The organism is Streptomyces sp. NPDC052109 (genome assembly GCF_040680195.1).
GTDB lineage: Bacteria > Actinomycetota > Actinomycetes > Streptomycetales > Streptomycetaceae > Streptomyces.
The window spans coordinates 190,230-212,944 of record NZ_JBFAWF010000014.1; the positions used below are offsets into that span (position 1 = coordinate 190,230).

14 protein-coding genes are annotated in these 22,715 nt (G+C 68.2%); 8 read left to right on the forward strand and 6 right to left on the reverse strand.

Features of this window, described 5'->3' with window-relative positions; all coding sequences use genetic code 11:
- Window positions 1–140 precede the first annotated feature (140 nt).
- From AB0L59_RS26910 to AB0L59_RS26920, 3 genes are all read left to right on the forward strand, one after another.
- Window positions 141–1,529: a hypothetical protein gene (locus tag AB0L59_RS26910; RefSeq protein WP_365588347.1), complete on the forward strand. Its 1,389-nt coding sequence runs from the start codon at window positions 141–143 to the stop codon at window positions 1,527–1,529.
- A 484-nt stretch (window positions 1,530–2,013) separates the two neighbouring features.
- Window positions 2,014–2,562 (forward strand): hypothetical protein, encoded by a 549-nt coding sequence (locus AB0L59_RS26915; protein ID WP_365588349.1) that lies wholly within the window; start codon window positions 2,014–2,016, stop codon window positions 2,560–2,562.
- A complete protein-coding gene (locus AB0L59_RS26920; protein ID WP_365588352.1) occupies window positions 2,559–3,527 on the forward strand; it encodes a hypothetical protein in 969 nt (322 codons plus the stop codon). Before AB0L59_RS26915 ends, AB0L59_RS26920 begins: the two co-directional genes overlap by 4 nt.
- A gap of 72 nt (window positions 3,528–3,599) precedes the next feature.
- Here AB0L59_RS26920 and AB0L59_RS26925 read toward each other — a convergent pair whose 3' ends face one another.
- Window positions 3,600–3,875, reverse strand: a complete 276-nt coding sequence (locus AB0L59_RS26925; RefSeq protein ID WP_365588355.1) for a hypothetical protein — start codon at window positions 3,873–3,875, stop codon at window positions 3,600–3,602.
- Window positions 3,876–4,052: 177 nt separating this feature from the next.
- A complete protein-coding gene (locus AB0L59_RS26930; protein WP_365588357.1) occupies window positions 4,053–6,143 on the reverse strand; it encodes a P-loop NTPase fold protein in 2,091 nt (696 codons plus the stop codon).
- A 342-nt stretch (window positions 6,144–6,485) separates the two neighbouring features.
- Here AB0L59_RS26930 and AB0L59_RS26935 point away from each other — a divergent pair, with 342 nt between their 5' ends.
- The gene (locus tag AB0L59_RS26935; RefSeq protein ID WP_365588360.1) at window positions 6,486–8,567 is read left to right on the forward strand and encodes a hypothetical protein; all 2,082 of its coding nucleotides are present in this window, start codon (window positions 6,486–6,488) and stop codon (window positions 8,565–8,567) included.
- Between the two features lie 9 nt (window positions 8,568–8,576).
- Window positions 8,577–9,203 (forward strand): nucleotidyltransferase family protein, encoded by a 627-nt coding sequence (locus tag AB0L59_RS26940; protein ID WP_365588341.1) that lies wholly within the window; start codon window positions 8,577–8,579, stop codon window positions 9,201–9,203.
- Here the strand turns inward: AB0L59_RS26940 and AB0L59_RS26945 are convergent.
- A protein-coding gene (locus AB0L59_RS26945) for an IS5 family transposase (RefSeq protein ID WP_365588411.1) occupies window positions 9,195–10,003 on the reverse strand; the annotation gives its coding sequence in 2 pieces (ribosomal slippage) (window positions 9,195–9,664 and window positions 9,664–10,003; 810 coding nt in all). The genes AB0L59_RS26940 and AB0L59_RS26945 overlap by 9 nt on opposite strands.
- 142 nt (window positions 10,004–10,145) lie before the next feature.
- Between AB0L59_RS26945 and AB0L59_RS26950 the strand changes: the two genes are divergently transcribed.
- Window positions 10,146–11,201 carry a hypothetical protein gene (locus AB0L59_RS26950; protein ID WP_365588362.1) on the forward strand — a complete coding sequence of 352 codons (1,056 nt, stop codon included), beginning with the start codon at window positions 10,146–10,148 and terminating at the stop codon, window positions 11,199–11,201.
- Window positions 11,202–11,498: 297 nt separating this feature from the next.
- On the opposite strand, the gene AB0L59_RS26955 is transcribed toward AB0L59_RS26950, so the two are convergent.
- Both AB0L59_RS26955 and AB0L59_RS26960 read right to left on the reverse strand, forming a co-directional pair.
- On the reverse strand, window positions 11,499–14,390 hold the full coding sequence (locus AB0L59_RS26955; RefSeq protein WP_365588414.1) for an N-6 DNA methylase: 2,892 nt from the start codon (window positions 14,388–14,390) through the stop codon (window positions 11,499–11,501).
- A 253-nt stretch (window positions 14,391–14,643) separates the two neighbouring features.
- Window positions 14,644–19,083: an AAA family ATPase gene (locus tag AB0L59_RS26960; RefSeq protein ID WP_365588365.1), complete on the reverse strand. Its 4,440-nt coding sequence runs from the start codon at window positions 19,081–19,083 to the stop codon at window positions 14,644–14,646.
- Between the two features lie 125 nt (window positions 19,084–19,208).
- On the opposite strand from AB0L59_RS26960, the gene AB0L59_RS26965 reads away from it, so the two are divergent.
- Both AB0L59_RS26965 and AB0L59_RS26970 read left to right on the forward strand, forming a co-directional pair.
- Entirely contained in the window at window positions 19,209–20,066 is an 858-nt protein-coding gene (locus AB0L59_RS26965) for a hypothetical protein (RefSeq protein ID WP_319697824.1), read from the forward strand.
- A 303-nt stretch (window positions 20,067–20,369) separates the two neighbouring features.
- A complete protein-coding gene (locus AB0L59_RS26970) occupies window positions 20,370–21,317 on the forward strand; it encodes a DUF6602 domain-containing protein (RefSeq protein WP_365588368.1) in 948 nt (315 codons plus the stop codon).
- Between the two features lie 182 nt (window positions 21,318–21,499).
- On the opposite strand, the gene AB0L59_RS26975 is transcribed toward AB0L59_RS26970, so the two are convergent.
- The gene (locus tag AB0L59_RS26975) at window positions 21,500–22,531 is read right to left on the reverse strand and encodes a hypothetical protein (protein ID WP_319697820.1); all 1,032 of its coding nucleotides are present in this window, start codon (window positions 22,529–22,531) and stop codon (window positions 21,500–21,502) included.
- Window positions 22,532–22,715 lie beyond the last annotated feature (184 nt).

The following is a 22,715-nucleotide window of genomic DNA, read 5'->3' on the forward strand; positions in this document are numbered from 1 at the left end:
AGGACACCAACTGGCACCCCAACTTGCCTCTTTCACCGTCCGGGGACGCGGCCGCACCGTGTCCACCAGCGGGTTCCTGTCTGTGCGCGTGCGCCGCCCGTCCGGTGCGCCCCGCGTTCTTCCCCTTTTGGAGTCCCGCGATGACGTCATCGCTGTCCGTGGCCCGGGCCGTCGACTTCCTGTGCGAACACACCTCCAGCAAGAGTCGGGTGCTTGCCCTGCTGGCTCACGACTACGGGCCCAGTTCCCTGACCGCCGTTTTGACCTGTAAGAACCCCGAGCACGCCGTCGAGGCGACAGGCATTCTCCGCCGGGTCCTGGCGCTGCGTGACGCCGCAGCCGTCGATGACGAACTGACCGCTCTCACGGCTCAGATGCCGGATGCACCGGCCGGCTCCCTGCGCCAGGCCGTCACGCGAGCCGCGAGCGGGACCTGGCCCGCGGAACCCGGCACCCTGCTCACGGCGACGGACCCGGACTCGGAGCCGTTCGACGACGAACCGGATTCCTCGGCAGCGCCCGCAGCGGCGGGTCACCCCCGGCTTAAGGACCTGCCGGGGAAGGTCGTGCGGATCACCCACCTGCGCGAGTTTCACATCACCGACGAAGACGCGCTCCTTCACGCCGCTGCCCGCCGCGGCTGGGAGCCGCTGCCGGCCTCCGAACTCGGCGACGACGACCCACGCGACCTGGCCGGCGCCGTGATCACCCTCACCGAGGACAGCGACGTCACCGGCAGCCAGACGCTGGAAGACCAAAGCTCGGCAGAGGTGCTGAGCATCGAAGACGGCGACGAGCTGGCCGACTGGAGCGCAGCGCCCGTCGTCACCCGGTTCGTCCACGGCTGGCGCCTGCGCCAGCAGCGTAAAAGGCCCACAGCCGGTGAGCAGACGCCGAACTTCGCCGCCCTCTTCGCCGTCCGGGACTGCCCCTGCAAGGGCGAGGACCCCGACTGCGAGGAGTGCGGCTGGCAGCTCACCCCCCGCACCGCCGACCTGCTCCATACAGCCCTGGTTCTCCTCGCAGACCAGGCCTACGACGACGCACACCGCCTGGGGGACCAGTTCCTGCCGGACGCCAACGCCACCACCTGGGAAGTCTTCGGCCGACTGCCTGCGCTCACCTGGACTGCCGACCACCGATGGCGGCGGCGCATGGCGCGCGCCTTCGACGACCTGGCCGCAGACCTCGGCCGGGGCAAGTGGCCCGAACCCACCTGCACCGCGGAGGAGATGGCCCTGCACCTGGCCATCGAGGACGCCCCCACCCACCTGGAAGACCGCCCTCCCACGGACCCCCACCACACGCTCCCCGAACACGGCGACGACTACAGCTGGGACGACTGTTCCGATCTGCTGTTCCAGGACCACGACGTCCTGATGCTCTTCGACCCGAAACTCGGCGGCATCGCAGACCCGGAGGACCCAGCGAACCAGTCCATGGGTGTGGGCGACCTCAGGGCTGCCGCCTGGTTCGATCCCTTCGGCAGCCACAGCGTCCGCGATCCCGGGCGAGGCTTCCGCCGGTAGGGCACAGCGCCTCCACACCGGGCGCCATGAGGCCCCCGAGCCACAGCTTGAGCGCGGAGTTCGCAGGTCGTCCGTCCGACACACGCTGCAGCACGCATCCAAAGGCCGGTCCTGCGGGCGGATTTGCGTCTGCGGGGACCATCCGAGGCGGGAGCCCCAGTGTGAGCGCTCGAGAGAAGCGCAGCGCCGTTAACCGGCGTGGTGGCCGGTTGAGACGGGGGCAGGTGCGGTCCTGTCGATCAGGTTCGGTGTTGGGGTGGGGCTGGTCGAAAACCATGGTGGGATCAGGCCCAGTTGCCGGGCCAGGTCCTGAACTCAGTTCAGGGGGCGAGTGTGATGCCGGGCCGGGGCACTCACTTTGTCCTGGCTGGAACGGACCTCGAAACTACGGCTGGATACCGTCGATCAATTTCGGGCTGTGGCGTGCTGCCCGTGGGAAGGCCTTGGACGTCAGACGTCGGTCCGTGGGCAGGGGGACGGAGCAGTGAGCAAGGTACGGCATGAGATAGAGACCGAGTACCGGCAACTGCAGCAAAGGCTTCTCGCCCGTCATGGTGAGACGGCCCGGTATGAGGCAGGGGATGAGAACTTCGGTGCCGAGTACGCCCGGCTGCTCCAGGCGGCCGATGAGCTCCTGGCATTCGAAAAGACAATCCCCGCCAGGCTTGCTGAGCCCGAGCGGCACCTGAGCGAGCGCATCGTGCGGATCTCGTGGCTCGGGCAGACCGCTGTCGCGCTCGCGCTGATCGTGCTCACCTTCGCCCTGGGGCACTCGGCTTGGTGGCTGGTGGTGCTGGTACCCCACTGCATCGCCACACTGTCCCTCTCCTTCCAGAAGGTCACGCACAAGAACCACCGCTTCTACCGGCACTTGACCATCGGCCTGCACCTGGAGTGCTTGCTGGTCGCGCTCATCACCTTGAGCGTGATCTCACTGTGGTTCGTGATCCTCGCCATCATCGGGTGGCTCGTCCTCGCCGTCACCGTCAGCGAAGGACCGGGTGACGCGGTCAAGAAGGGACAGTCCAGGTGAGCCTGAGCGACGACTACAGCTACAAGATCCGGAGCCTGGACAGCCGCATCGAGGACCTGGAAAACGACCTGGAGTCACTGAAGAGAAGCTTCGGCTACATCGACGACCTCGAACACGAACTCCGCAGCATCCGCAGCGCGGTGAGCGACGCGGACGACAAGGCCGACGAAGTCCGCAGCAACCTCGAAGACCTGGACACCGACGCCCGCGGACACATCGCCGACACCGACCGGGCCCTGAAGAAGCTGACCGCGCGCATCCAGCTTATGGAGGCGAACCTGGCGGCCGCGGACAAGATGCCCTGCGCCGACTTCGACTCGTTCCCCGCTTCGTGGTGCGCCCTTGGCGCACTCGCCGGCAATGCTCGCGCAGCCCGCACCATGCTTCTCACCCACTCCGAGCGGGACAGCAATTCATCCTCCATCCGCTCCCACCAAGAGGCCCTCGAGCAGCGCGACGAGCAGTACGCGGCCGTCCTGGCTGCTGCCGAAACCCTGGCCAACACCGCGTTCGGCGCACCCCAGCACGAGCAGGCCAGCCAGGCCTTCACCACGGCCCGACGCCAGGCTGACCAGTACGCTCGAACGGCAAGCCATCGTGCCCCCTACGCCCGGCGTGCGCGGGCCGCGTTGGCCCGGGATCGTGAGACGCGGGTGCGCGACGCCGAGCTTCTCACCGAAGGCATCGAGGCTCAGAAGCAGCTGTACCAGAAACTGCGCTATCGCATCGCGGAGGCGATCCGGGACAGGTCACTGCTGCCCATGTGGTTCGTGACGGTGCTCGGCCCGGTTGCGCCGACGCGCAAGACAGAGGACTGGCTGGAGGCAGCGACATCCCTGCTTGCCTACCGCATCACCTACAACATCACCGACCAGGTCCTCGCCCTGGGCGGAGAACCAGACGACGATGATCCCGGGCGAGATCAATGGCGTCAGGAACTGACCGGGGCACTGCGCCACTGGTAACGCCCGGCGAGCATGCCGTCGCGGCACAGTGCCGCGACTGACCGAGGTGGTTCTGGGCACGCTGAGGCGGATTCATTCCATGATCCGGTCGACGAACAAGCCGGCGGCGGTTGCGCCGGCGGTGACGGCCACGGGCCAGGAACCCGCGGTGAGGATGGCGAACAAGCTGGCGCCGATGCCGGTCAGGGCGACGAGCAGGAAGATTGTGGCGGAGCGCTGGTTGAGCAGCGCCTTGCTCTTGCCGACTTGGTATGTCTGGACCTGAGAGCACCACGATCCTGCTGCCGCTGAACACGGCAAGGCCCTTCCCGGGCGGTCCTTGGCGGTGCAGCGATGCCAGCGTTCCACTGCGCGGCCGCGCCACTGCGCGGCCGTGCCCCTTCTGACCGCAGGCCTCCGCACTGGCCGTGCCTTGCAGAGCCGGTGCCAGAACTCAACGAAGCGCGGTGGGCGGGCAGCGGTGGTGGGGAACACGTGGCGCGAGCCGCCCGCGGAGCATGGTGCGTGTCAGAACTCCTCGGGGCGCTAGCCTGTCGCGTACTTCTCGTACAGAGCCAGAGCGGCCGCCAGGTCCTCGTTCAGCTCGACCGTCCCCTCCTGCAGGCACTGCTGCAACAACGCGACGGCCTCGGCCAGATGCGCTTCGCCGCCGTAGACGCTCACCAGGGAGTCCCACCTGAGCTGCTTCTCGGTCCGTACGGCCACGCTGCCCATTGTCTGGCTGTGCACCGGCGCCACTCCGCTTTCCAGCAGGCGCGCGACGACGCGGGCATCGAAGGCCGGCTCAAGGACAGGCGGACCGTCTGCTGCTGCCACAAGGACCGTTCGCAGCAGCATCCGCTCGTCGGCAAGGTTCTCGGGCCCGGCCGTGCGGAGCTGGGAGGCAAGTTCCTGCCTGAGCAACCGGGCGGATTCGTCCGGAATCAATCCCTGCTTGCCTGGTCGGCTCGCGGCGATGTCGAGCAGAAGGACCTTTCCGTACAGGCTCGGGATGCCGCTAAAGAGGCTACGGACGGTGTGGTCGGCCACGTCGCTGCTGAGGTTGCGCAGCAGAACACTCACCGGGCTCAGCACCGCCCATTCACCGCCGGGGGAGTACATGCCCGTGGAGCCCAGCCGGACCCGCGGCAGCTGTCGCATCAGCGCCGCGGCCGTCGGCAGCACGCTGCCCTCGGGCGCGTCGCGACAATGGGGGACCAGGCGCTTGAGCGTGTCGTCCAGCAGGGCGTCCGGCACCTGCCCCAGTACCTCGTCGAGTGCGCTCTCGTCGCCGATGCAGTCCGCAACCTGGTCGACGTACTCGGCGGGTGCCCGTCCGGCCGGCAGTCGGCGGTGGAGATAGAAGTCGAGCACCGTGCTGCAGGCGACCCGCCGGTCCTGTTCCCAGGTCTGGGTCCAGTCAGAGCTGTAGTTCTGGCCGCCGAAAAGCCTTTCGGCGGCAGGGAACAGCAGGCGGATGACCGGCTGGGCGTGGCCGTTCAAGAGGCCGGTGAACTCCTCCACGAACGCCCTCTCTCGCTCTGTCCGGTCCGTGCCGGCCTGGTACCTCGTCTTGGCCGGCGCCAGCAGGTCCGCGGCGGCCGGCAGCATCGCGTGCGCTGCGGGAAAGCGCACGCGTAGGACTTCAAGTGCCAGAACGTCGACCAGATTCACCTCCGTACCCAGGCTTCGCACGGCCAGCGGCACCGATGCCAGGTACCGCTTCACATCCCGGATGGTGGAGAACATCGGGAGAATCAGCTGCACGAACACGTCCGGCCACCGCGACGCATGCAACGGCCCGGACTGGATCCCGTCGAGCGCCTGGGTCAGTCCTTCGGCGATGACAGGGGAGAGCGCTTGCGAGGGCAGCGGCGGCACCTCCACCGACATCTTCACGATCTTCTCCAGGTACGCGGACCCTTTGACCGCCTCATCTGTCAACGCCGTCTCTACCACCTCGCGGTCGAAGCACAGGACGTAGACGATGTTCGGGAACGAGCCGGTCAGGCGCACCAGGCGGAAGAGGTCCCGGATCTCCTGCTGCGACAGCCGGTCAATATCATCGATGAACACCACGATCCGCCCCGGCAGATTGCCCAAGAGCTCAGTGAGCTGCGCTCGTTGTTCATGGATGGTCTCCGGTCCCTCACCTAGAAGCTTCGACGTTCCTGCGGCGACTGCGCTCGCACCCTCCAAGACGACACCGGCCCCGGGGACGAACTTCAGCGGCGACAGGGCGGCCGAGTACCTGCCCAGCCGCTCAGCGACGGTCCGGCCCGCGCCCTTGAGCTTGTCCTTCAGCCGGCGTCCGTCCCGCAGCTGCCCGGCAAGTTCGTCGAAGAAGAACCGCATGAGCTGGTCGGTGCCGGAGAAGAACCACGGGTTGAACTCGACGACTTGCACATCATGGACCCGGTCGAGGGCTCCGCGGGTGAGATTCGCCAGCGACGTCTTGCCCGACCCCCATTTCCCCGTCAGAGCGACAACTGCGCCGTGCTTCGCGGACGTTCGACTAATTTCCACCGCGAACGCGTCAGCCAATTCCGTCCGCTGCAGCAGGTCCTGGCCGGCGTCATCGATCGGGTCGTCTCCGTTGAGGAGACTGCCGACATTGATCGACGCGTTGTCCGTCATGCCCCACCCATCCTTGGTCTCGAAGCAAGCGAGCGTAACGCCGCCCTGTGACAGTGAGGCGGCGACCGGCAGGCCACCCGTACCGACGTGCAGGCGTCGCGGGGTGCGATCGGCCGGCCTGAGCCTTCCGGCTCCGCGAGGTGATCCCCGCATGGATCGCTGGGCTCGCGGTGGCCCGGCCGAAAAGCGCGACCGGCACCGCTGCCTTCGACGCGGGCTGGCCCGTGGCGCCGGGAAGTCATTCAGGGAGGAGGATTTGGATGAGCGTAAAACCCATGTCGGTGAGACCTCGTAGGCTTGAGGACTCCGCCGTCTGGGCGGAGTCGTCCGTAAGGGGTGCGGGTGCCGACTCTTCCTCCTCCCAGCGCCACGGGTGTGCGCGTGGCCGGGGACACCTACCAGTGGCTGTACGTGTGGGAGGGGTGCGTCCAGGCCTACAAGGACGCGCTCGACGGTGTCCGCGGCGCGGTGGTGGCGGTCGGTGTCGAGGTCACGGGGGCCGGCAATCTGGATGACGTCGTCTGCTACTACGCGGATGGGATACCGACCCGCTATGCGCAGGTCAAGTACGCGGCGGACGCGTCGACCGCGGTGGGGGAGCAGTACCTGTTCAAACCGAGCGGCGACGGCGGACTGTCGATCCTGCAGAAGATCGCCCGCTCCTGGCAGACCCTGACCCGGAACGGGGAGCAAGTCCAACTGACCCTGCTGACCAACCGGTCGTCGGATCCCGCGGACGTCCTGTTCCAAGGCCGGGACACGCGAACCGGTCTGCTGCGGCCCCGGGCAGACCAGCAGGGCCCCCGCTCAGAGCGGGGACAGGCGCGCGCCCGCTGGGCCGCTCACGCCGGGCTCGATGAGGCCCAACTCCTCCAACTTCTGGATGTGTTGGAGTTCCATCTGGGGCGCGACGAGCCCCTCCAGCGCACCCTCGTCTCCCGCCTGATGCAAGCAGCCGGCCTGCAGCACGACGAACAGGCGATCATGACCGGCATCCAGTGGGTCACCCAACAGGTCATTGGCGGCAAGCGCCGGCTGTCCCTCACCGACATCCGCGCGGCGATCAGTAAACTCGGCCTGCTGGCCGGTCGCTCGGCCGGCCCCGGCACCGCCCTGAACGGCGAGGCGCCCACGCTGATCGCAAGGCCCCGCCCGGTGACCGCCTGGCAGCCGGATCGCCTGGGCGTGCACCGGGCCGTCCAGGAGCACGACGGCATGAAGCTGCCCCCTTACATCGAACGGGACCACGACGGCGAACTGCGCCGCCACTTGCACACGGTGGCCGGCGCGGGCGCAGGCATGGTCGTCGTACGCGGGGACTCCTGCAGCGGCAAGACCCGCTCGGCCTGGGAAGCAGCCACGGCCTGCGTGCCCGACTGGCAGCTGCTGTATCCGAAGTCCGCCGCCGGACTGCGCTGCTGCCTTCAGGCCAATGTTCTCACCTCTCCCACGGTGATCTGGCTGGACAACGCCCACTATCTGTTCGCCGAGGCGGACGGCAACCATGCTGCCGAAGACCTGCTCGCACTGCTGGAACAGCCGCCCACCCCGGTGGTTGTCCTGGCCACCATGTGGCCCACCCTCCTCAACGCGCCCGGAACCAACCCCAAGAAGAAGGGCCGGACCCGGCACATTCACTCCCTGCTCGACCTGGCCCGCACCGTCCACCAGCCCAGGGCTTTCGACACCCGCGGGCTCAACCGGTTCGAGGACCAGGCCCGTGGGGATGGCCAGTGGACCCAGGCAGCCGCCCAGGCACGCGCGAACGGTGAACTGTGCCAGCGCCTGGCGGCCGCCCCCGAACTCCTGGACCGCTACCGCCATGCCGACCACATGCCCGGCAAGGCCGTGGTGACCGCAGCCGTCGAAGCCCGCCGCCTGGGCGTACGCGGGCCGCTTCCCCTGGCCTTCCTCGAGCACGCCGCCCTCGGCTATCTCAGCCCCGACCAGTGCCGCAAGCTGGACCGGAAGACCTGGTTCACCGACGCCCTCGCCTGGGCGCGGACCCCGGTCAAAGACGTCGTCTCATGCCTGCAGGGCATCCTCGCGCCCGACGGCATCGGCGAGGCAGCGGACCTGGTCGACCTCAGCGACATCATCGAGCAGCAGATCGCCCCCGAGCGCTGGGGCATAAAGCCCCCGGCCCTACTCTGGCAGGCCGCCCAGTCGGACCTGACCGACGGCGGCGACCTGGAAACCCTCGCGCTGCAGGCGTTCTCCTTCGCCCGCTTCCGCATCGCCCGGGACCTGTACATCGCCGCCCTCGACCGCGGAACCTCCTCCGCCTTCGAAGGCCTGTGCTTCTCCTACACCGAGACCCAACGCCTGCGCACCAGCCAAGGCCTTACTGATCGTTTCAGAATCACATCCATCACGAGAGTCTCGAAGGCTGTGTGCAGGCGTTGCTGGCCTGTGGCGTGGTAAGCATGGGCGGTGATTGGTCGCCTTCCGCTCGACGAGCAACTCGCCGCCCTGAAGTCAGTGCTGTCCCGCAACGAGGTGCTGGTGGATGTGCTGCACCGCACCGCAGCACTGAATCTGTCCGGCTGGTACGTGACGGCGGGTTGCCTGTTCCAGACCGTCTGGAACGTGGTCACTGACAGGCACCCCACCAGTGGGATCAAGGACTACGACGTCTTCTACTTCGACAGCCGGGACCTGTCGTGGGAGGCGGAAGGTGCAGTGATCAGGGCCGCTGGCGAAGCCTTTGCAGGGCTGCCGGCCGAGGTCGAGGTTCGCAACGAGGCCCGCGTCCACCTGTGGTACGAGCAGAAGTTCGGCGTTGCATGCGCCCCGTATGCCTCCACGGAGGCGGCCATCGACAGCTTCGCGGCGACCACTTGCTGCCTGGGTGTGCGCCTGGAGCCGGGCGGGCGATGGCGTATCTATGCGCCGCACGGGCTCTCCGACGTGTTCAATCTCGTCGTGCGTCCCAATCCGGTGCTCGCCCCGCGAGAGGTGTACGAGACCAAGGCGGCGCGCTGGCGACAGCAGTGGCCCGAGTTGACCGTACTCGACTGGCCCTCGGCTCCCGCCTTCCCAATGCCTTCTTCATCCTGATGCGCGGAGCCGACGCAGGCAGATGATGCTGCACGCGAGCTGGAGCAGACCGGTGTGGAGGTCGGCCCGACGCTCGTAGCGAATCCGCAGGCGCTTGAAGTGGTGGAGCCAGGCAAAGGCGCGCTCGACGACCCAGCGCACCTTGCCCAGTCCGGAGCCATGGGCGACGCCGCGTCGGGCGATCATTGGCTTGATGCCGCGCTTCCACAGCAGGCGGCGGTACTTGTCGAAGTCGTAGCCCCGGTCGGCGTACAAGCACCGGGGCCTTCGGCGGGGCCGTCCTTGCAGTCCGCGGATCGGCGGGACCGCATCCAGCAGCGGCAGGAGTTGGGTGACGTCGTGGCGGTTGCCACCGGTGAGCGTGACGGCAAGCGGAGTTCCGTGCCGGTCGACGATCACATGGTGCTTGGAGCCGGGTCGGCCGCGGTCGACAGGCGAGGGCCCGACCAGGTCCCCCCTTTCAACGCCCGGACGTGTGAGCCGTCCACGGCGCAGTCGTCCAGGTCTAGAAGGTCCGCACGGCGCAACTCTGTCAGCAGAGTGGCGTGCAGGCGTGACCAGATGCCAGCCTCGGTCCAATCCCGAAGCCGACGCCACGCCGTCACCCCGGAGCAGCCGACAGTCTCGGTGGGGACATCGCGCCAGGCGACACCCGTCCGCAGCACGTACAAGATCCCCGCGAGCGCCGTCCGGTCCGGCACGCGAAGCCGCCCTGGGTAACGGCGACGCCGCTCGGGAGCAGGCGGCAGGAGCGGAGCCACCCGCTCCCACAGGTCATCCGGAACAAGATCAGCACGCACCTGGACACCCTGCCGACCAAGATCGTCGAACACAAGACTGGGGGATCAACTCATTCTGAAACGATCAGTTAAGGAACTGTGCGACCAGGTCGACCACCTCCGCGACGGCGGCGCCGGCCTCGCAGACCTGGGCACCGCCCTCATGCAACTCGCCCTCGCCGACGAAACCGTTGAGTACGCCGACACCCTCCAACCGCTCACCGAAGAACTACTGACCCGGGCCTGCCGCGAAGGCAACCGAGACGCCTACCTGGCACTGGAGCACTTCCTGTACGACCAGGGCCGCCACCGCGACGCCGAAGCTCTCACCCCGCCGGCCGAGCCCCCGGCACCGCACGACCCCGCCCAGCTCCTGCACGATGCTGCCGCAGGCGACGCGACCGCCCTGGAACGACTGCGGAAGGTTGTGAGCAGACAGAACGAGACCTTCCGCCAGATCGCGGCTGCCGCCTTCACCGCCAGTCCCGCACTGTGGAGTTGGCCCGCCAAGCTCGCCCGTGCAGGCGCCCCCGAACTGGTCGAACCGCTGCTGCGCGCCGGCGCCGACAGCGGCGACCGCCAGGCCCGTCAACGACTGGTGAGCCTCCTCGACGATCAGGGACGCACCCATGAGGCTGAGGCCGTGCTCCGTACTGTCTCCGCCACCGACATGTACGCCCTCAACAGTCTGTTTCACCGCCTGTGGCCCCACCGGCCCCGGACCGCCCGAGAGGTTCTCACCGAGGCCGCGCAGGCGGGCCACATCCTGCACGTCCTCACTGTGCTGCGGCCCCTGACCTACGGGGGACGCCTTCCCCGCGATCGCCGCTTCGCGATCACCGCCATCCGCGTGCTGGCCCGGCTCGGCTATGAGCCCGCCCAGGTCCAGCTCGCCCGGACCCTGCTGGCCGAGGCGGACGAACTCGAACGGGAGAAGACACCACACCACGACCTCGTCGCCCGCAAACGTGACGGGGCGCACCAACTGCTGCGGCAAGCAGCCCCAGGCCACCGTGAAGCCCGTAGCCTTCTAGGCCGACTGGCCGAGCAGGAGGACAACTACACGCAGGCCGCCGACTGGTACCGCCAGGCGATCGACGTCGGCGACTACGAGATGTTCCCCTCCCTCCTGCAAGCACTGCGCCACGGAACACCGCCGAACGAGCATGAGGTTCTCTACGGCCTGGACGCCGACGGCAGCCTGCTCCCCCCGTGGTGATGCCGCGGACCTTTTCGTCCCGGCAACCTCACCGGTACAACGGCGACGTGTTCTCTGGCCCTGTCTGCGATCGATGGTTGAACCTTCACGCTGTCGGTGACCCTGTTGCCCGGAGTGGACTGGCGGGCGTTGCTCCGGCCGTCCGCGACGAACTCGTCCGCAACGGCATCACCGATAGCTCTGCGCGCCTTCTTGCGATGCGCAGGCTGTGCGGATCGTGACTCGCCCGGCCACGTTACGCCCTCTCTCCGATCCCTTCTCGCTCATCCCTTCGCACCCTCATGCGCAGTCGCAAGTTCACGTGGTGCTCCACTCGCGCAGTGCCTTGAAAACGGAGTCGCTGTCGAACTCGTGGCCTCGATCCAGACTCTTGAGGAGAGCTGTGGAACTCGTCATGCGGTCGGGGTAGTACAGCTCGGGTGCCAGACATGTGGGGCAGTCGCTCAGGAGGCAGAAGGGCGAGAGGGGGAGGGGTTCGTCGTTTGGGGGGATGAGGTAGAGCTGGTCGTCTGCCAGAGGGTGTGCCGTGTCGAAGGAGACCGTTGCGAAGTCGGGGTGGTCGCCCATCAGGGCCAGGCCTGATACGCGGAACTTTCCGGCGTCGGGCATCCATTGAAGGCGGTCGGTGTGTACCCATCGGGTGTGGGCGAGGAATGCGCATCCCGACAGGCTGCTGAGCATCAGCGGTTCGATGCGTCCAAGGCTCTTCTCCAGCTCGGCTCGTGTCCGGGGGCCTGCGCCGTGACGGATCTTGTTGCGGAGCTCGACCAATTGGTCAAGGTCGGCGACCAGGCCCTTTTTGCCCTTCTTGCGAGCTGTTGCCTCGACGAGGCCGGCGGCGGGGTCTCCGTGCTGGCGTGCGTCGTCGGCTACTGCCCTGACCACCCCCACCCAGTGGCCGAGGGAGACACCGCCCCGCTCAACGGACTGGCTCCACTGGGCGATGGCCGGCAGATCCTGACGGCCGCGGTCGGTGGCCAGGGCAAGGGCCATGATGCCAAGAGAAAGGATCAAGGACTCGGTGCACTGGATGGCTGCCTCGTGCTTTTCCGCCAGGGACAGGGAGTGGCGGAACTTGCGGACCGCGCGGGCTACGGCGTAGGGGTAGGAGTCCTGGAACAGCTTGTAGGGCTCGTTGTGCCGGCGCAGGTTCTGCGCGGTCAAAGAGCTGATCGCGGCGGCGTCATCCAGCCGCCCGCGCCGGACCGAACCCGTTCCGCTCTCGAAAATCTGCATCCGTCTCCGGTGGAGGTCGTCCTGGATGCGTGCGGCTTCCCGTTCTCCTGCGTCGAGCATGGCGAGGGCGGCGCGGATTTCCGACAGGCTGCCATCACACCGGGGGATCCAGAGGTCGGCCATCTCACGGGCCTTGATGCGCGGGATGACTCCGTACTTGGGCAGCTGCTGCTCGGCCAGAGCGCTGGACAGGTAGGCGATCACATACTCGTGGGGCAGAGGCTCCTCGGTGAGCCGGATGACGATCAGGCCCTGGCCGGGCTGCACGCCGTCGTATTGGCTCGGCACGCACGTCCAGTGGCGGGTCCCGGCGAGATCCCGTCCGATGATGTCGCCCTGCCGCAACCGGCGGCGCGGTTCGCGCTGGTCTGCGCGCAGGGGCAGGTCTGCCACGTCCGGCAGCGTGCTGGTCAGCAGGGTGGGTGTCAGAACCCGCCGTCGCTCGTCCGTGTCCGTCGCATCCGGTTCTTCGTCCAAATCGGCTTTGCGTACGGACCCGGGAAAGATCTCAGCGAAGTCCCCCAGACGGATGCCTTCCTGCGCGGCCCGCTGCATCTCATGGATCTGACGGAATCGCTCCAGTGACAGGTTGTAGTCCTCTGCGGCGATGTCCGCGCTGGTCACGCAGAAGCTCTGCTCGGACCGGGCACGCCGGCGCTCGCTGCTGTGCCGCAGCCGCCAACGCCGCATGAGATCCGGGAGGTTGTTGCGCGTGTGATCGACGGCATCCAGAACGCTGTCGGGAGCCGGCCCGAGCTTGTCCTGCGCCAGCAGCGGCTCACGCCGGTCGTCCAGGCTGAAGCCGTCCGCCGTGAGATCGTAGAACCACACGCTGTCGGCCTGTCCGGCGTCCTTGGTGAAGAACAGGATCGCCGTCGAGACCCCCGCATACGGCTTGAAGGTGCCGCCGGGCAGCTGCACCACAGCCTCCAGCCCATGCACGTCTACCAGCAGGCGCCGAAGCTCGATGTGTGCAGAAGTCGAGCTGAACAGCAGACCGGCCGGGACGATCACAGCCGCGCGTCCCTTCGGCTTCAACAGCTCCAGAATCATGGCGAGATGAAGAATCTCGGCCTTCTTCGTACGCACCATTGCGAGCAACTCGGGTGCGACGGCCTCGTAGTCGACGCTGCCCGCGAACGGGGGATGGGCCAGGACGACTGAGTAGCGCTCACGCTCCGCCCCGGCGCCCTCCGCCAGATTGTCCCGGTAGCGCAGATCGGCACCCTCGTAGCCCTGAAGAGGCAGCCGCATGCTGCTCAACCGCAGCATGGTCGTGTCGAAGTCAAACCCGTGGATCCTGCCGCTCACCTCCGCGGCGCTCCGCTGCACGGTTTCCCGGCGGGACCGGTGGACGAACTGAGCAGCGGCAGCGAGGAGACCGCCCATGCCGCAGGTTGGATCGCACACCTCGTCGTCAGCTCCGGGCTCCGCCATCGCTGCCATCAGAGCCGCCAGATGAGGAGGCGTACGGAAAGCACCATAGGGACCGGCCGTGGCGACCCGGGCGAGCAGGTGCTCATACAGAGCACCCGCGATGGCATCCCCAGCCGAGAGCGCCTCTTCCAGCAGGCCCACAACCCTTGCGAGGAGACTGGGAGTCGGGATCGTGAAACGAGCATCCTTGACGAGCTGCGAATAGCCCACCCCGGCGAAAGTGCGGCGACGCAGCCAGGGAAACACCTCGTCGGTCATCGACGTGTACATGCGTTGAGGCGTCAGGCGGATCAGATGGGACCAGCGCAGATGCTGCTCGTCCTGAGCGAAGACTGGCTGCCGCTGCGGGGATTCCTGCCGAACAGTCTCCCGCTCCCAGTGTCCCTGGACGTCGTCCAGCTCGCGGAGATAGAGGAGGTGAGATACCTGCTCCACGATCTCCAGCGGACTGGAGATTCCCGCTGCCCAGAAGGCGTCGAAGAGCCGGCTGGTGGTACGCCTGAGACCGTCGTTCATCACGCATCGGAGACTATCCGCGCTGTCCGTGGCCCGGTGGTGAATCCCGGCAAACCGGCGGGCGCCTGCGCCACGAACCCCCCCGCTCGAGAGCGTGCTGACCGTGCGTGTCTTGCCCAGGCCCGTAGCGGCGCCAGGACACGAGCGGGCTGGATCTCGGGCCTTCGCATAGGCGTTGCGGCCCAAGCGCGTGGGGCCCGACCCGCATGCGGGCCGTCGGCGGCGACACGTCATCAGCGGGAGCTTGTCGTCCCTACGACGGCTCTGCTTTCAGCGGCCAGTCCAGGGTGGCGAGTCCCGTTGGACCGCCGATGTGCACGTACTGCGTGCGGCCGGGGGTGTGGACGATGTTGGTGACCGGTGCCGCGGTGAGCAGGGAATGCACGAGACGCCCGGTGAGGGGCTCCCACAGCCGCATGCCGGTGCCGTTGCCGGCTGCCAGCAGACAGGTTCCCCGGACGTGGGGGAGCGGGGTCATGACGGCGGTGTACGGGGTGTCCATCCGGCTGATCGGACTCCGGTCTCGAGGGTCCCAGATCACGATCTCGTGGGGCGTGGCGACGGCCACTGCGCCACGGCCATCGGGCAGAGGGATGAGAGACAACGAAGTGACTGCGGGGCGGTGGGGCAGCGTGCCGTCCTCGACGAGTTCGCCACTGGCCACGTCCCACACCAGCAGCCGGGAGCGCGCGGCCCCCATCACCAGGCAGCGGCCGGTGGGGGAGGGCAGCGCCAGCAACGCGGTGATGCGCCGCCCGCCGTCGGGTAGTCCTGCCACCTCGCCGGTGGTGGCATCGACGACGACCGCTCCGGTGTTGCCAGCCACCACGACAGCGATCCGGTCGTCCGGAAGCCGCACGGCGCAGCAGCGGTTCTCCTTGAACGAGCCGCTTGCGATCGGCTTGGCGGCATCACGCCCGACGTGCCACAGATGAATGGTCTTTTCGTCGCCCACCACCACGGCGGTCTCGTCTTCCGGGCCGGGTACTGCCTCCAGGAACGTCACGGGCTTGGGGTGCTCGTAGTACTCCAGGCGTTGGCCTGTCGCAGCGTCGAGGATATCCACGATGTACGCAGTGGGGACGGCGAGCCGCTGCGCGCCGTCGGCCGGTGGCAGTGCGGTCATCTTGCGTGCTGTGGCCAGGGCACGCGGCGGCTCGTTCACCGCAGTTCGGTGGATGGGAAACGTGCTCCGTCCGGCCCGATGCAGCAGGATGCCCTCGTCGCCGCTCACCGCAAGCTTCCAGTTTCCGTTCGGGGCTGAGACAGCGGCGAACATTGCCCGTGGCTGTGCCGGATACGTTCCCACCCGTCGTGCCTCGGACCGAGACACATCCCATACTTCGATGGACTCGTCCGTGACGACGCCCGCCAGGCGGGCACCGTCTGCATCGGTCACGCTCACCATGCGCTGGGTTGCGTCGGTCGGGCGGCCCGCCTTGTCGCTCCAGAAGTGGGTGGGGAAGATGCCGTCCCGGAAGGGGTCGAACAGAGCCACCGGCTGGTTCTGGCCGAGTACTACTGCCAGCAGGTCGCCTCCGGATGGACCCCGTACGGCCGCGATGGACAGGTCCGTGGAGAACGGTACATCCAAGGGGAGCACGTCCTGCGTCAGGGGATCGAAGAGCACCCACCCGGCGCGATACAGCTTGAGGAGGTGGTAGCCGCGGCCTTGCGGGTCACGGACCCAGGTCAGCCGCTCCGGGAGGCGGGCACCGTCGGGCAGGCGTACCGGGCGGACCATGTCTTCCGAGGGCTGCCACAGGAGCAGTTCGTTCCGCCTGCTGGCCACCACCATCGTCCACCGAGCATCACCATCGCGTGCCACGGTCACCATGCGCACGCTGTCCCGCTCTAGGCCCGCCAACTGGCGGCCCGAGAGCGGGTCGAACACCGCTGCGCTGCGAGGATGGGCCGCCACCAGGAAGGAACGTCCGCTGGTGCCCCTCGCGATGGTCAGGGCGTGTGCCACACCCGTATCGATGTGAGTGAGCTGCTGGCCCGTCGCGCTGTCCCAGACGCCGATGCCGCCGCGGGTGCTGGCGGCGAGCAGCTGCCGACCGTCCAGCGTCCTGAACGCGCACAGGGCATGCACCCGGCCGGAGGGGGAGGCCACCACGTTGGCACGCCCCTGCCAGCGCCCCCACTGCGTCTCCAAGGCCCCGCCGACGACGCGGGCGCAAGAAGGAGGCGACGGCACCGGGCTGTTGTCCCAGTCCGGTGCATCGTTCGCCGCCAGATGGAAGGCGATGCTGCTCAGGCGCGACGGGACATCGACGGATGCATCCAGGTAGGGCTCGATGAGCCCAGCCGCCGTGAGAACCCTGCGCTGGGTGTGGCCCACCGGCAGAGGCAGGCCCAGCCGTCCGCGCAGCGAGCCCGAGCTCTCCCAGACCGCCAGTTCCACCGGCATGATCGAATCGTCCAGGGCGTGGCCCAGTTCGGCGTGGGCCACCGTGTGGCGGCGCACATAGGGATGGGGCGCCAGGCGGCCGCCCTGCTCGGCCAGGCGGGCACAAGCCTCGGCGATGGCACGGTGGACCTGCTGCACGGGCTGCATGTCTTCCATTTCGGCAGCCCATGCCTCAGGAATGCCCGCAAGGGGATCCACGGCCAGCGATCCGGGCTCGGTCAACAGCACCTCGGCCACCCGCTGGTGGGCGGGCCGGTAGGTGACCCGGCCGTCCTCTTCACCGGCGGCTAGGTAACCGACCAGGCGGCTGTGGCGCACTGTGCGGATCACCGCGTCGATCTCGTCGGCGGGCGGTGCCGCCGGGCCGAGAACCGCGGCAGCCACCGTCGGCCACACTTCCGCCCACGGTAGGCCTGCGCCTTGGGCGAAGGCGGTGGCCCGCAGCACCGCCAGCAGCAGCCGCAGGCTGATGTGCTGGTCCCTGGCTACCTGCCGCAGGTCGTTGCTGAGCAGCGCTGTCGTTCCGGCCTGCAACCGGTCGTGCCAGAGGGGATCGTGCACGTCCTGCCGGCCGATCGCGGACCTCAGCTGGGTGGCGGCCAGCCGGGCGTCGAGGAACGACGGTGTCACCGCCTGCGCGATCACCGCCGCCACCTCGGCCGCCGCCGCATCATGACCGGCATACGGGCTGCTCTCGGTCGCTTGCAGAACCATCTCCACATAGGCGGTGATGTCGGCGACGGTCTGGCCCCCGTCCGTGCGCAGCAGGTCCAGCGGCACGCTGCTCTCGCCCATCCCCGCCTGCAGCACGGTGTACAGGAAACCCAGCAGCTGGTCGGCCGCCGCATCCTGCAGCTTGCCGCCCTCGATATCCTGGGCCGAACTACGCATTCCCAGTACCAACCGCACCGCCGGTTCCCCGTCCGCACTCCGCAGCCGGGCCAGCGGGGCGATCACATCGGACAGGCAGGCGGTCGGTTCCTGCGCCTCATCCAGACCGTCGACCACGAGTGTTACCGGCTCCCGCACCTCCGCGCAGACTGCGGCCACCCGGTCCAGCAGTGCCTGCAAGTGTGGCTCGCCCCCGACTCTCTCGGTGCCGAGGGCGGCCAGCAGATCCTCGACCAACGCCAGCGACGACTTTCCCCGCGCCAGCACGGCCGCGTCCACCGCACGCGGCCGCGGCCGCAGCGGTGTGGGAACCGCCTCCACAATGTCCGCGAACCGGGTAACGAACAGCGGATCGCTCAGCGTGACCAGCCGAGCCAGCAGCGCCGACTTGCCCGAGCCGGCCGCCCCGGTCACCACCAGCACCCCCGCCCCGGCATGGACGAACTCCACCAGTGCCTGCATCAGCGTCTGGCGCCCGCTGAAATACCAGCCCGGATCATCGTCATCGGTACGGCCCGAGGCGCGGGCCAGCCAGTACTGCTCCAGGGCGGACGCCGACAGCGACACCGGCTGCCGGGAGGCCGCCACGACCTGGTCCTTCGGCTGATAGTGCGGGTTGGGCAGGCACAGACTCCGCTCGTCGCGGCGCGAGTCCGGCCACACCCACAGCGCCCGCAGCAGGCCGGGGTTCTCATCCCCGACCGTGTTGAGGAGCTTCTCCCATTCCTCGAACGACAGATGGGACGCGGTGAAGCCGGCCGACTCATCCCTGACCTTGTCCAGCGCCAGCTTCAGCAGCCACGTGAACTCGCCCCGGTGCGGCTCCTGCTCGAAATCACCGCTGGTGATCACAGCGAGAGTCTTCAGGTCACGCCGCTGCGCGCACAACTCCTCAAGCAGCACGCCCAGTTCGCTCTTGAGGCTGCCGGCGAAGCAGGAGTCGACGAGCACCAGCACGTGCTCCGCCTCGCTGTCCATGACCTGCGTGATCAGCTCGCTGGTGGGAAACGCGGTGCCCAGCAGCCGGTCGGGGGCAGTGTGGCCGAAGGTCAGGTAATGGCGCCGGGAGTGGCCGCGCAGGCCGTGCCCGGTGATGTAGACGACCAGCGCCTGGTCCCACTGCGCCTGCGCGAGTTCCTGCTCGGTCAAAAACAGCCGCAAATCCTCCGGCTGCGTCAGCTCCTTGGGCCGCGCGACCTCGAACCGCCGCTCCGCGTCCATCGCGGGATCGGCCAGCCAGCCGGTGATCGTCTCCACCTGCTTCTGGATGCCTGTGGTGAAGGCTTCATCCTCGGTGAAGTACTCGTCGACCGCAACGACCACCAGCCGCCGAGGCCACGGCGCCATCCCGTTCAACCACGCCCCCTCACAACCCATCTTGCCCAGCAATCTAACCACCAGCAGGACAGGGGCTCAGCCGATGCAGCGCCACCGCCACCGGGGGCCGGATACGATCCCGGCAGTCACCACAGCCCCGCATCCTGCGGGGGCACATTCCGGGGGGAAAGATCAGCGTGCACATCGTCGGCATCCATGGCATCTGGCAGGGCAACACCAACGCCGTGAAACTCTCGGCCGACTGGGCCGGCGCCCTGGCCAAGGGCCTGCGCACCCACCACGGCCCCGCCTGCCCCATCCCACCGCTGACGGTGGCCTACTACGGCAACCTCTTCCGCACCCCGAGTAAACGCCTGGGCGCACAGGACGCCACCCCGCTCGTCGACGACGCCGACCCCTTCACCGACCAGGAAGAGGCATTCGTCCTCGACACCCTCGCCCTGTACGCCGCACCCGATCTCGATCCCGAACAGCTCGAGACCGAAACCCTCGGCCTGGGCATCCCCTACATCCCCCGCCCCATCGCCCAGGCCGTGGTCGCCGTCGACCACAAGATTGGCCGTGACATGGGGCGGCGCCTGCTGGGCTTCGTCCGCCAGGTCTACCGCTACCTGCACCACGACATCGGTGAGCGCATCCGCGCCGAGGTCCGATCCGAACTGCACCGCCCCGGGCCCCGCCTGGTCATTGCACACTCCCTGGGCAGCGTCATCGCCTTCGACATGCTCACCCGCGAGGACACCGGCCCCGGCCCTGACGGCCTGACCACCCTCGTCACCTGCGGATCCCCTCTGGCCTGGCCCACCATCCGTCATTCGCTGGGCCAGGAGGGCACTCTTGAACTGCCCGACGGCATCAACTGGTTGAACCTCCACGCTGCCGGTGACCTTGTCGCCCAGAGCGGACTGGCGGCCGTCGCTCCGGCCGTCCGCGACGAACTCGTCCGCAACGGCATCACCGATCCGCACACTGCCCTGCGCTACCTCGAGAAGCAGCCGCTCGCCGACCTCATCGTCGAAACCAGCGCCCTGTGAGCCCGAACCGCCACCGCCAGCAGTCCAACGGGCCGAGTGGGCGGGCGAACTCCGCAGCGATGCATGTCCAGTTCCACCGGCAGGGATGACATCTGCGGCCGGGCACAACTGCGCCCGGTGCCGCAGCGCTGAAGTGGCGCGGTACAACCGCTGTACGGCGCGTACGCAGCCACGGCTATTTCCCGGCTGACGTGTCACCGGCTCACCGGGCGGGGGTGGCAGCCGACGACAACACCAGCAGGGCCGCCAACTCGTCCTGAGGCGGTTACGCTGCTGCCTCTTTGAGTAAGCGGGGGGCGAGCAGTGGAAGACTACGACCTGGATTCCCTGGTGGAATCCTGGCAGCCCAAGCAGACCAGTGATGTGATGCGGCGTACCTTCGCCGAGCGCTGCCGATGGGTCGAGACCATGCTCCAGGTCCGCGCTGATGCCGAGATCCGTATGAGGGCTGCCAATTATTCGTCGGGACCGGCCATCGAAGCGATCTTCCGGGAAGAACTCGGCAGGATCCTGCCCCGGCGCTACCAGGTGACCTGCGGCACCTTGTCCGACCGCGGAGGCAACACAGCAGGAGACTGTGACGTTGTCGTCTTCAATGACACCTGGTTCCCGACTGTCAAGCAGCGCGCCACAGCGGACGACCGGCAGCACGTCATGCCGATCGAAGGCGCCTACGCCGTCATCGAAGTGAAGCAGACTCTCACCCAGCGCTCCCTGGACGAGGCGCTGGGCAAACTCGTCACCTGCCACCGGCTCGATCGTCCGCTCATGCCGGTGGGTCGCATGGTGGAAAACCGGAGTTTCGGAGGCAGCGGTAACCGCATCGGCAATCCCCTGTTCTCCGCGATCGTCGCCACCCGACGCGACCCCGACACACCGCTGAGTGACCTCGTCGAACGCTTCCTGGCCATCAACCGGCGCCTGAACCGCCTGGAGATGGTGCACTGCCTGTGCATCCTGGGTGAAGCCTGCTACCTGTGGGGCTGGGTTCCCCAGGGCAGCAGCGAAGCCAATGTCGCCACCTTCTTCGGTCCGCAGGACCTGCAACAGCCGCTCATGCTCATCGAGGGCACACCCGTCCGAGCAGAGTCTCCTCTGGGCGTTCTCGTCTCCCGTCTGTTCGTCCACGTGACCAATTCAGTGCTGGGAGAGGTCCAGGACATTCCGTGGGAGTACGGGATCGGTCACGACCTGCAGCCCTACCAGCAGGGCATGTTCCAGACCCCGCCAGCGCAGGGGCCGTGGCAGTGACTGCCGCCCCTGCTGGGGGTGCTCCGGCGGCAACGCTGCCGGTCCTCATCGTGCCTTTCAGAGCCTGTACACCGCGGCGTGGGCGGTGCTCGCGCGGCGGTGTCCGCGGCTTTGCGGCATTGAGTCCACGGCCACCGGTTGCCGCGGGCCTACAGCCAGCCACTGGCGCTGGCAGCAGGCGGTCAGTGCGCAGATGAGTACGTGGAGCCGGAGGCGGACCGGGGAAGGGCAGCCGGCTGCCAGTGCACCTCGTCGGTGTCCCGCTGATGGTGCCAGGCCGCCAGGGTACGGCCGGCGACCAGCCGGTCGAGCAGTACTCCGGTCTGCTGGGGGGAGTGCCCGCACAGATGGGCAACAACGGCCATGTTGGCTGTGGCATCGGCCGCGGTGGTGTGGGCGGCCAGGACCAGCCCAGTCAGCCGTTCTGCGGGTTTTGCCATCGCCGGAACGATGAGTGAGGTGGGCTGCAGGGCCCAGTGGGCGGCGCGCCGACGGGCGCTGCGGCCCGGGCCCTGGTTCAGCGCCGCGTCGTCGAGCAGCCGCACCTGCAAAGGCGCTGCCCGGGGATCGGGCAGGTCGAGCCAGCCGTCCTGCACCAGCTCCTGCCACGCCTCGGTGTGCCGGTTCAGGCGCATGCCGCGCAGCAGGCCGGCTGGCAGCCGGGCGCAGCCGTGTGTGTCGGCGCGCAGGGCGCATTGCAGGGCCAGCAGCCGGGCGGCGGGGGAGGTGACGCAGCCGAGCGCGGAGGCGAGGTGGGTGAGCATCTCCCGTACCCGTTGCGGCTCGTCTCCGTGCACCCGCGGCCGGACGGGGGCTGAGGCGGCCGGTCGGTGAGGGCTGAGCAGAGTGTCCGGCACAACAGCGGTGTGGCTGGTTGCCGCCGCGCAGGCCGCGCATGCGTCGGCCAGCCGCCAGGTGCGGCCGCTGCGGTCGCGGGTCAGGGCCAGCAGCACCCGCCCGGCACAGCCGCGATGACGCGGATGCCAGACGCAGCCCCGCAGCCGGCACTGGCAGCTGCGCAGGTGCGGCGGCAACGCGTCCACACGGGCGTGGCAGGCCAGATGGGACAGGGCGGCCGACCGTGCGGAGGACGCCTGCAGAGGGAAGGTCTGGGCGGTACACGAGGGGCAGACGAGTGCGGGGCCGCCCGCCTGCGGACGCAGCTCCACTGTCCAGATACGCCGCACTGCGGCATGTGCGCCACCGAACCTCATGGGCCGGTCGTCCTCCCGTCCGTCTGTCCTTCTCGTGGCGGGGTTCACCATGACGGCCCCCGAGACGGACGCACTGTAGTGCAGATTCCCGCTGTGATTCCGGGGTTCGTAGTTGGTGTGGTGAGGGTGGCTTGAGCTGGGGTGTTGTGGATTCCTTGATAGCGGTCCCGGTGCTTGCGGGACG

Bases quoted from the DNA above. Each gene is read 5' to 3' on its own strand.
- AB0L59_RS26910 (WP_365588347.1), top strand. From the start codon at position 141: ATGACGTCATCGCTGTCCGTGGCCCGGGCCGTCGACTTCCTGTGCGAA.
- AB0L59_RS26930 (WP_365588357.1), bottom strand. From the start codon at position 6,143: ATGACGGACAACGCGTCGATCAATGTCGGCAGTCTCCTCAACGGAGAC.
- AB0L59_RS26950 (WP_365588362.1), top strand. From the start codon at position 10,146: ATGCAACTCGCCCTCGCCGACGAAACCGTTGAGTACGCCGACACCCTC.
- AB0L59_RS26955 (WP_365588414.1), bottom strand. From the start codon at position 14,390: ATGAACGACGGTCTCAGGCGTACCACCAGCCGGCTCTTCGACGCCTTC.
- AB0L59_RS26975 (WP_319697820.1), bottom strand. From the start codon at position 22,531: ATGAGGTTCGGTGGCGCACATGCCGCAGTGCGGCGTATCTGGACAGTG.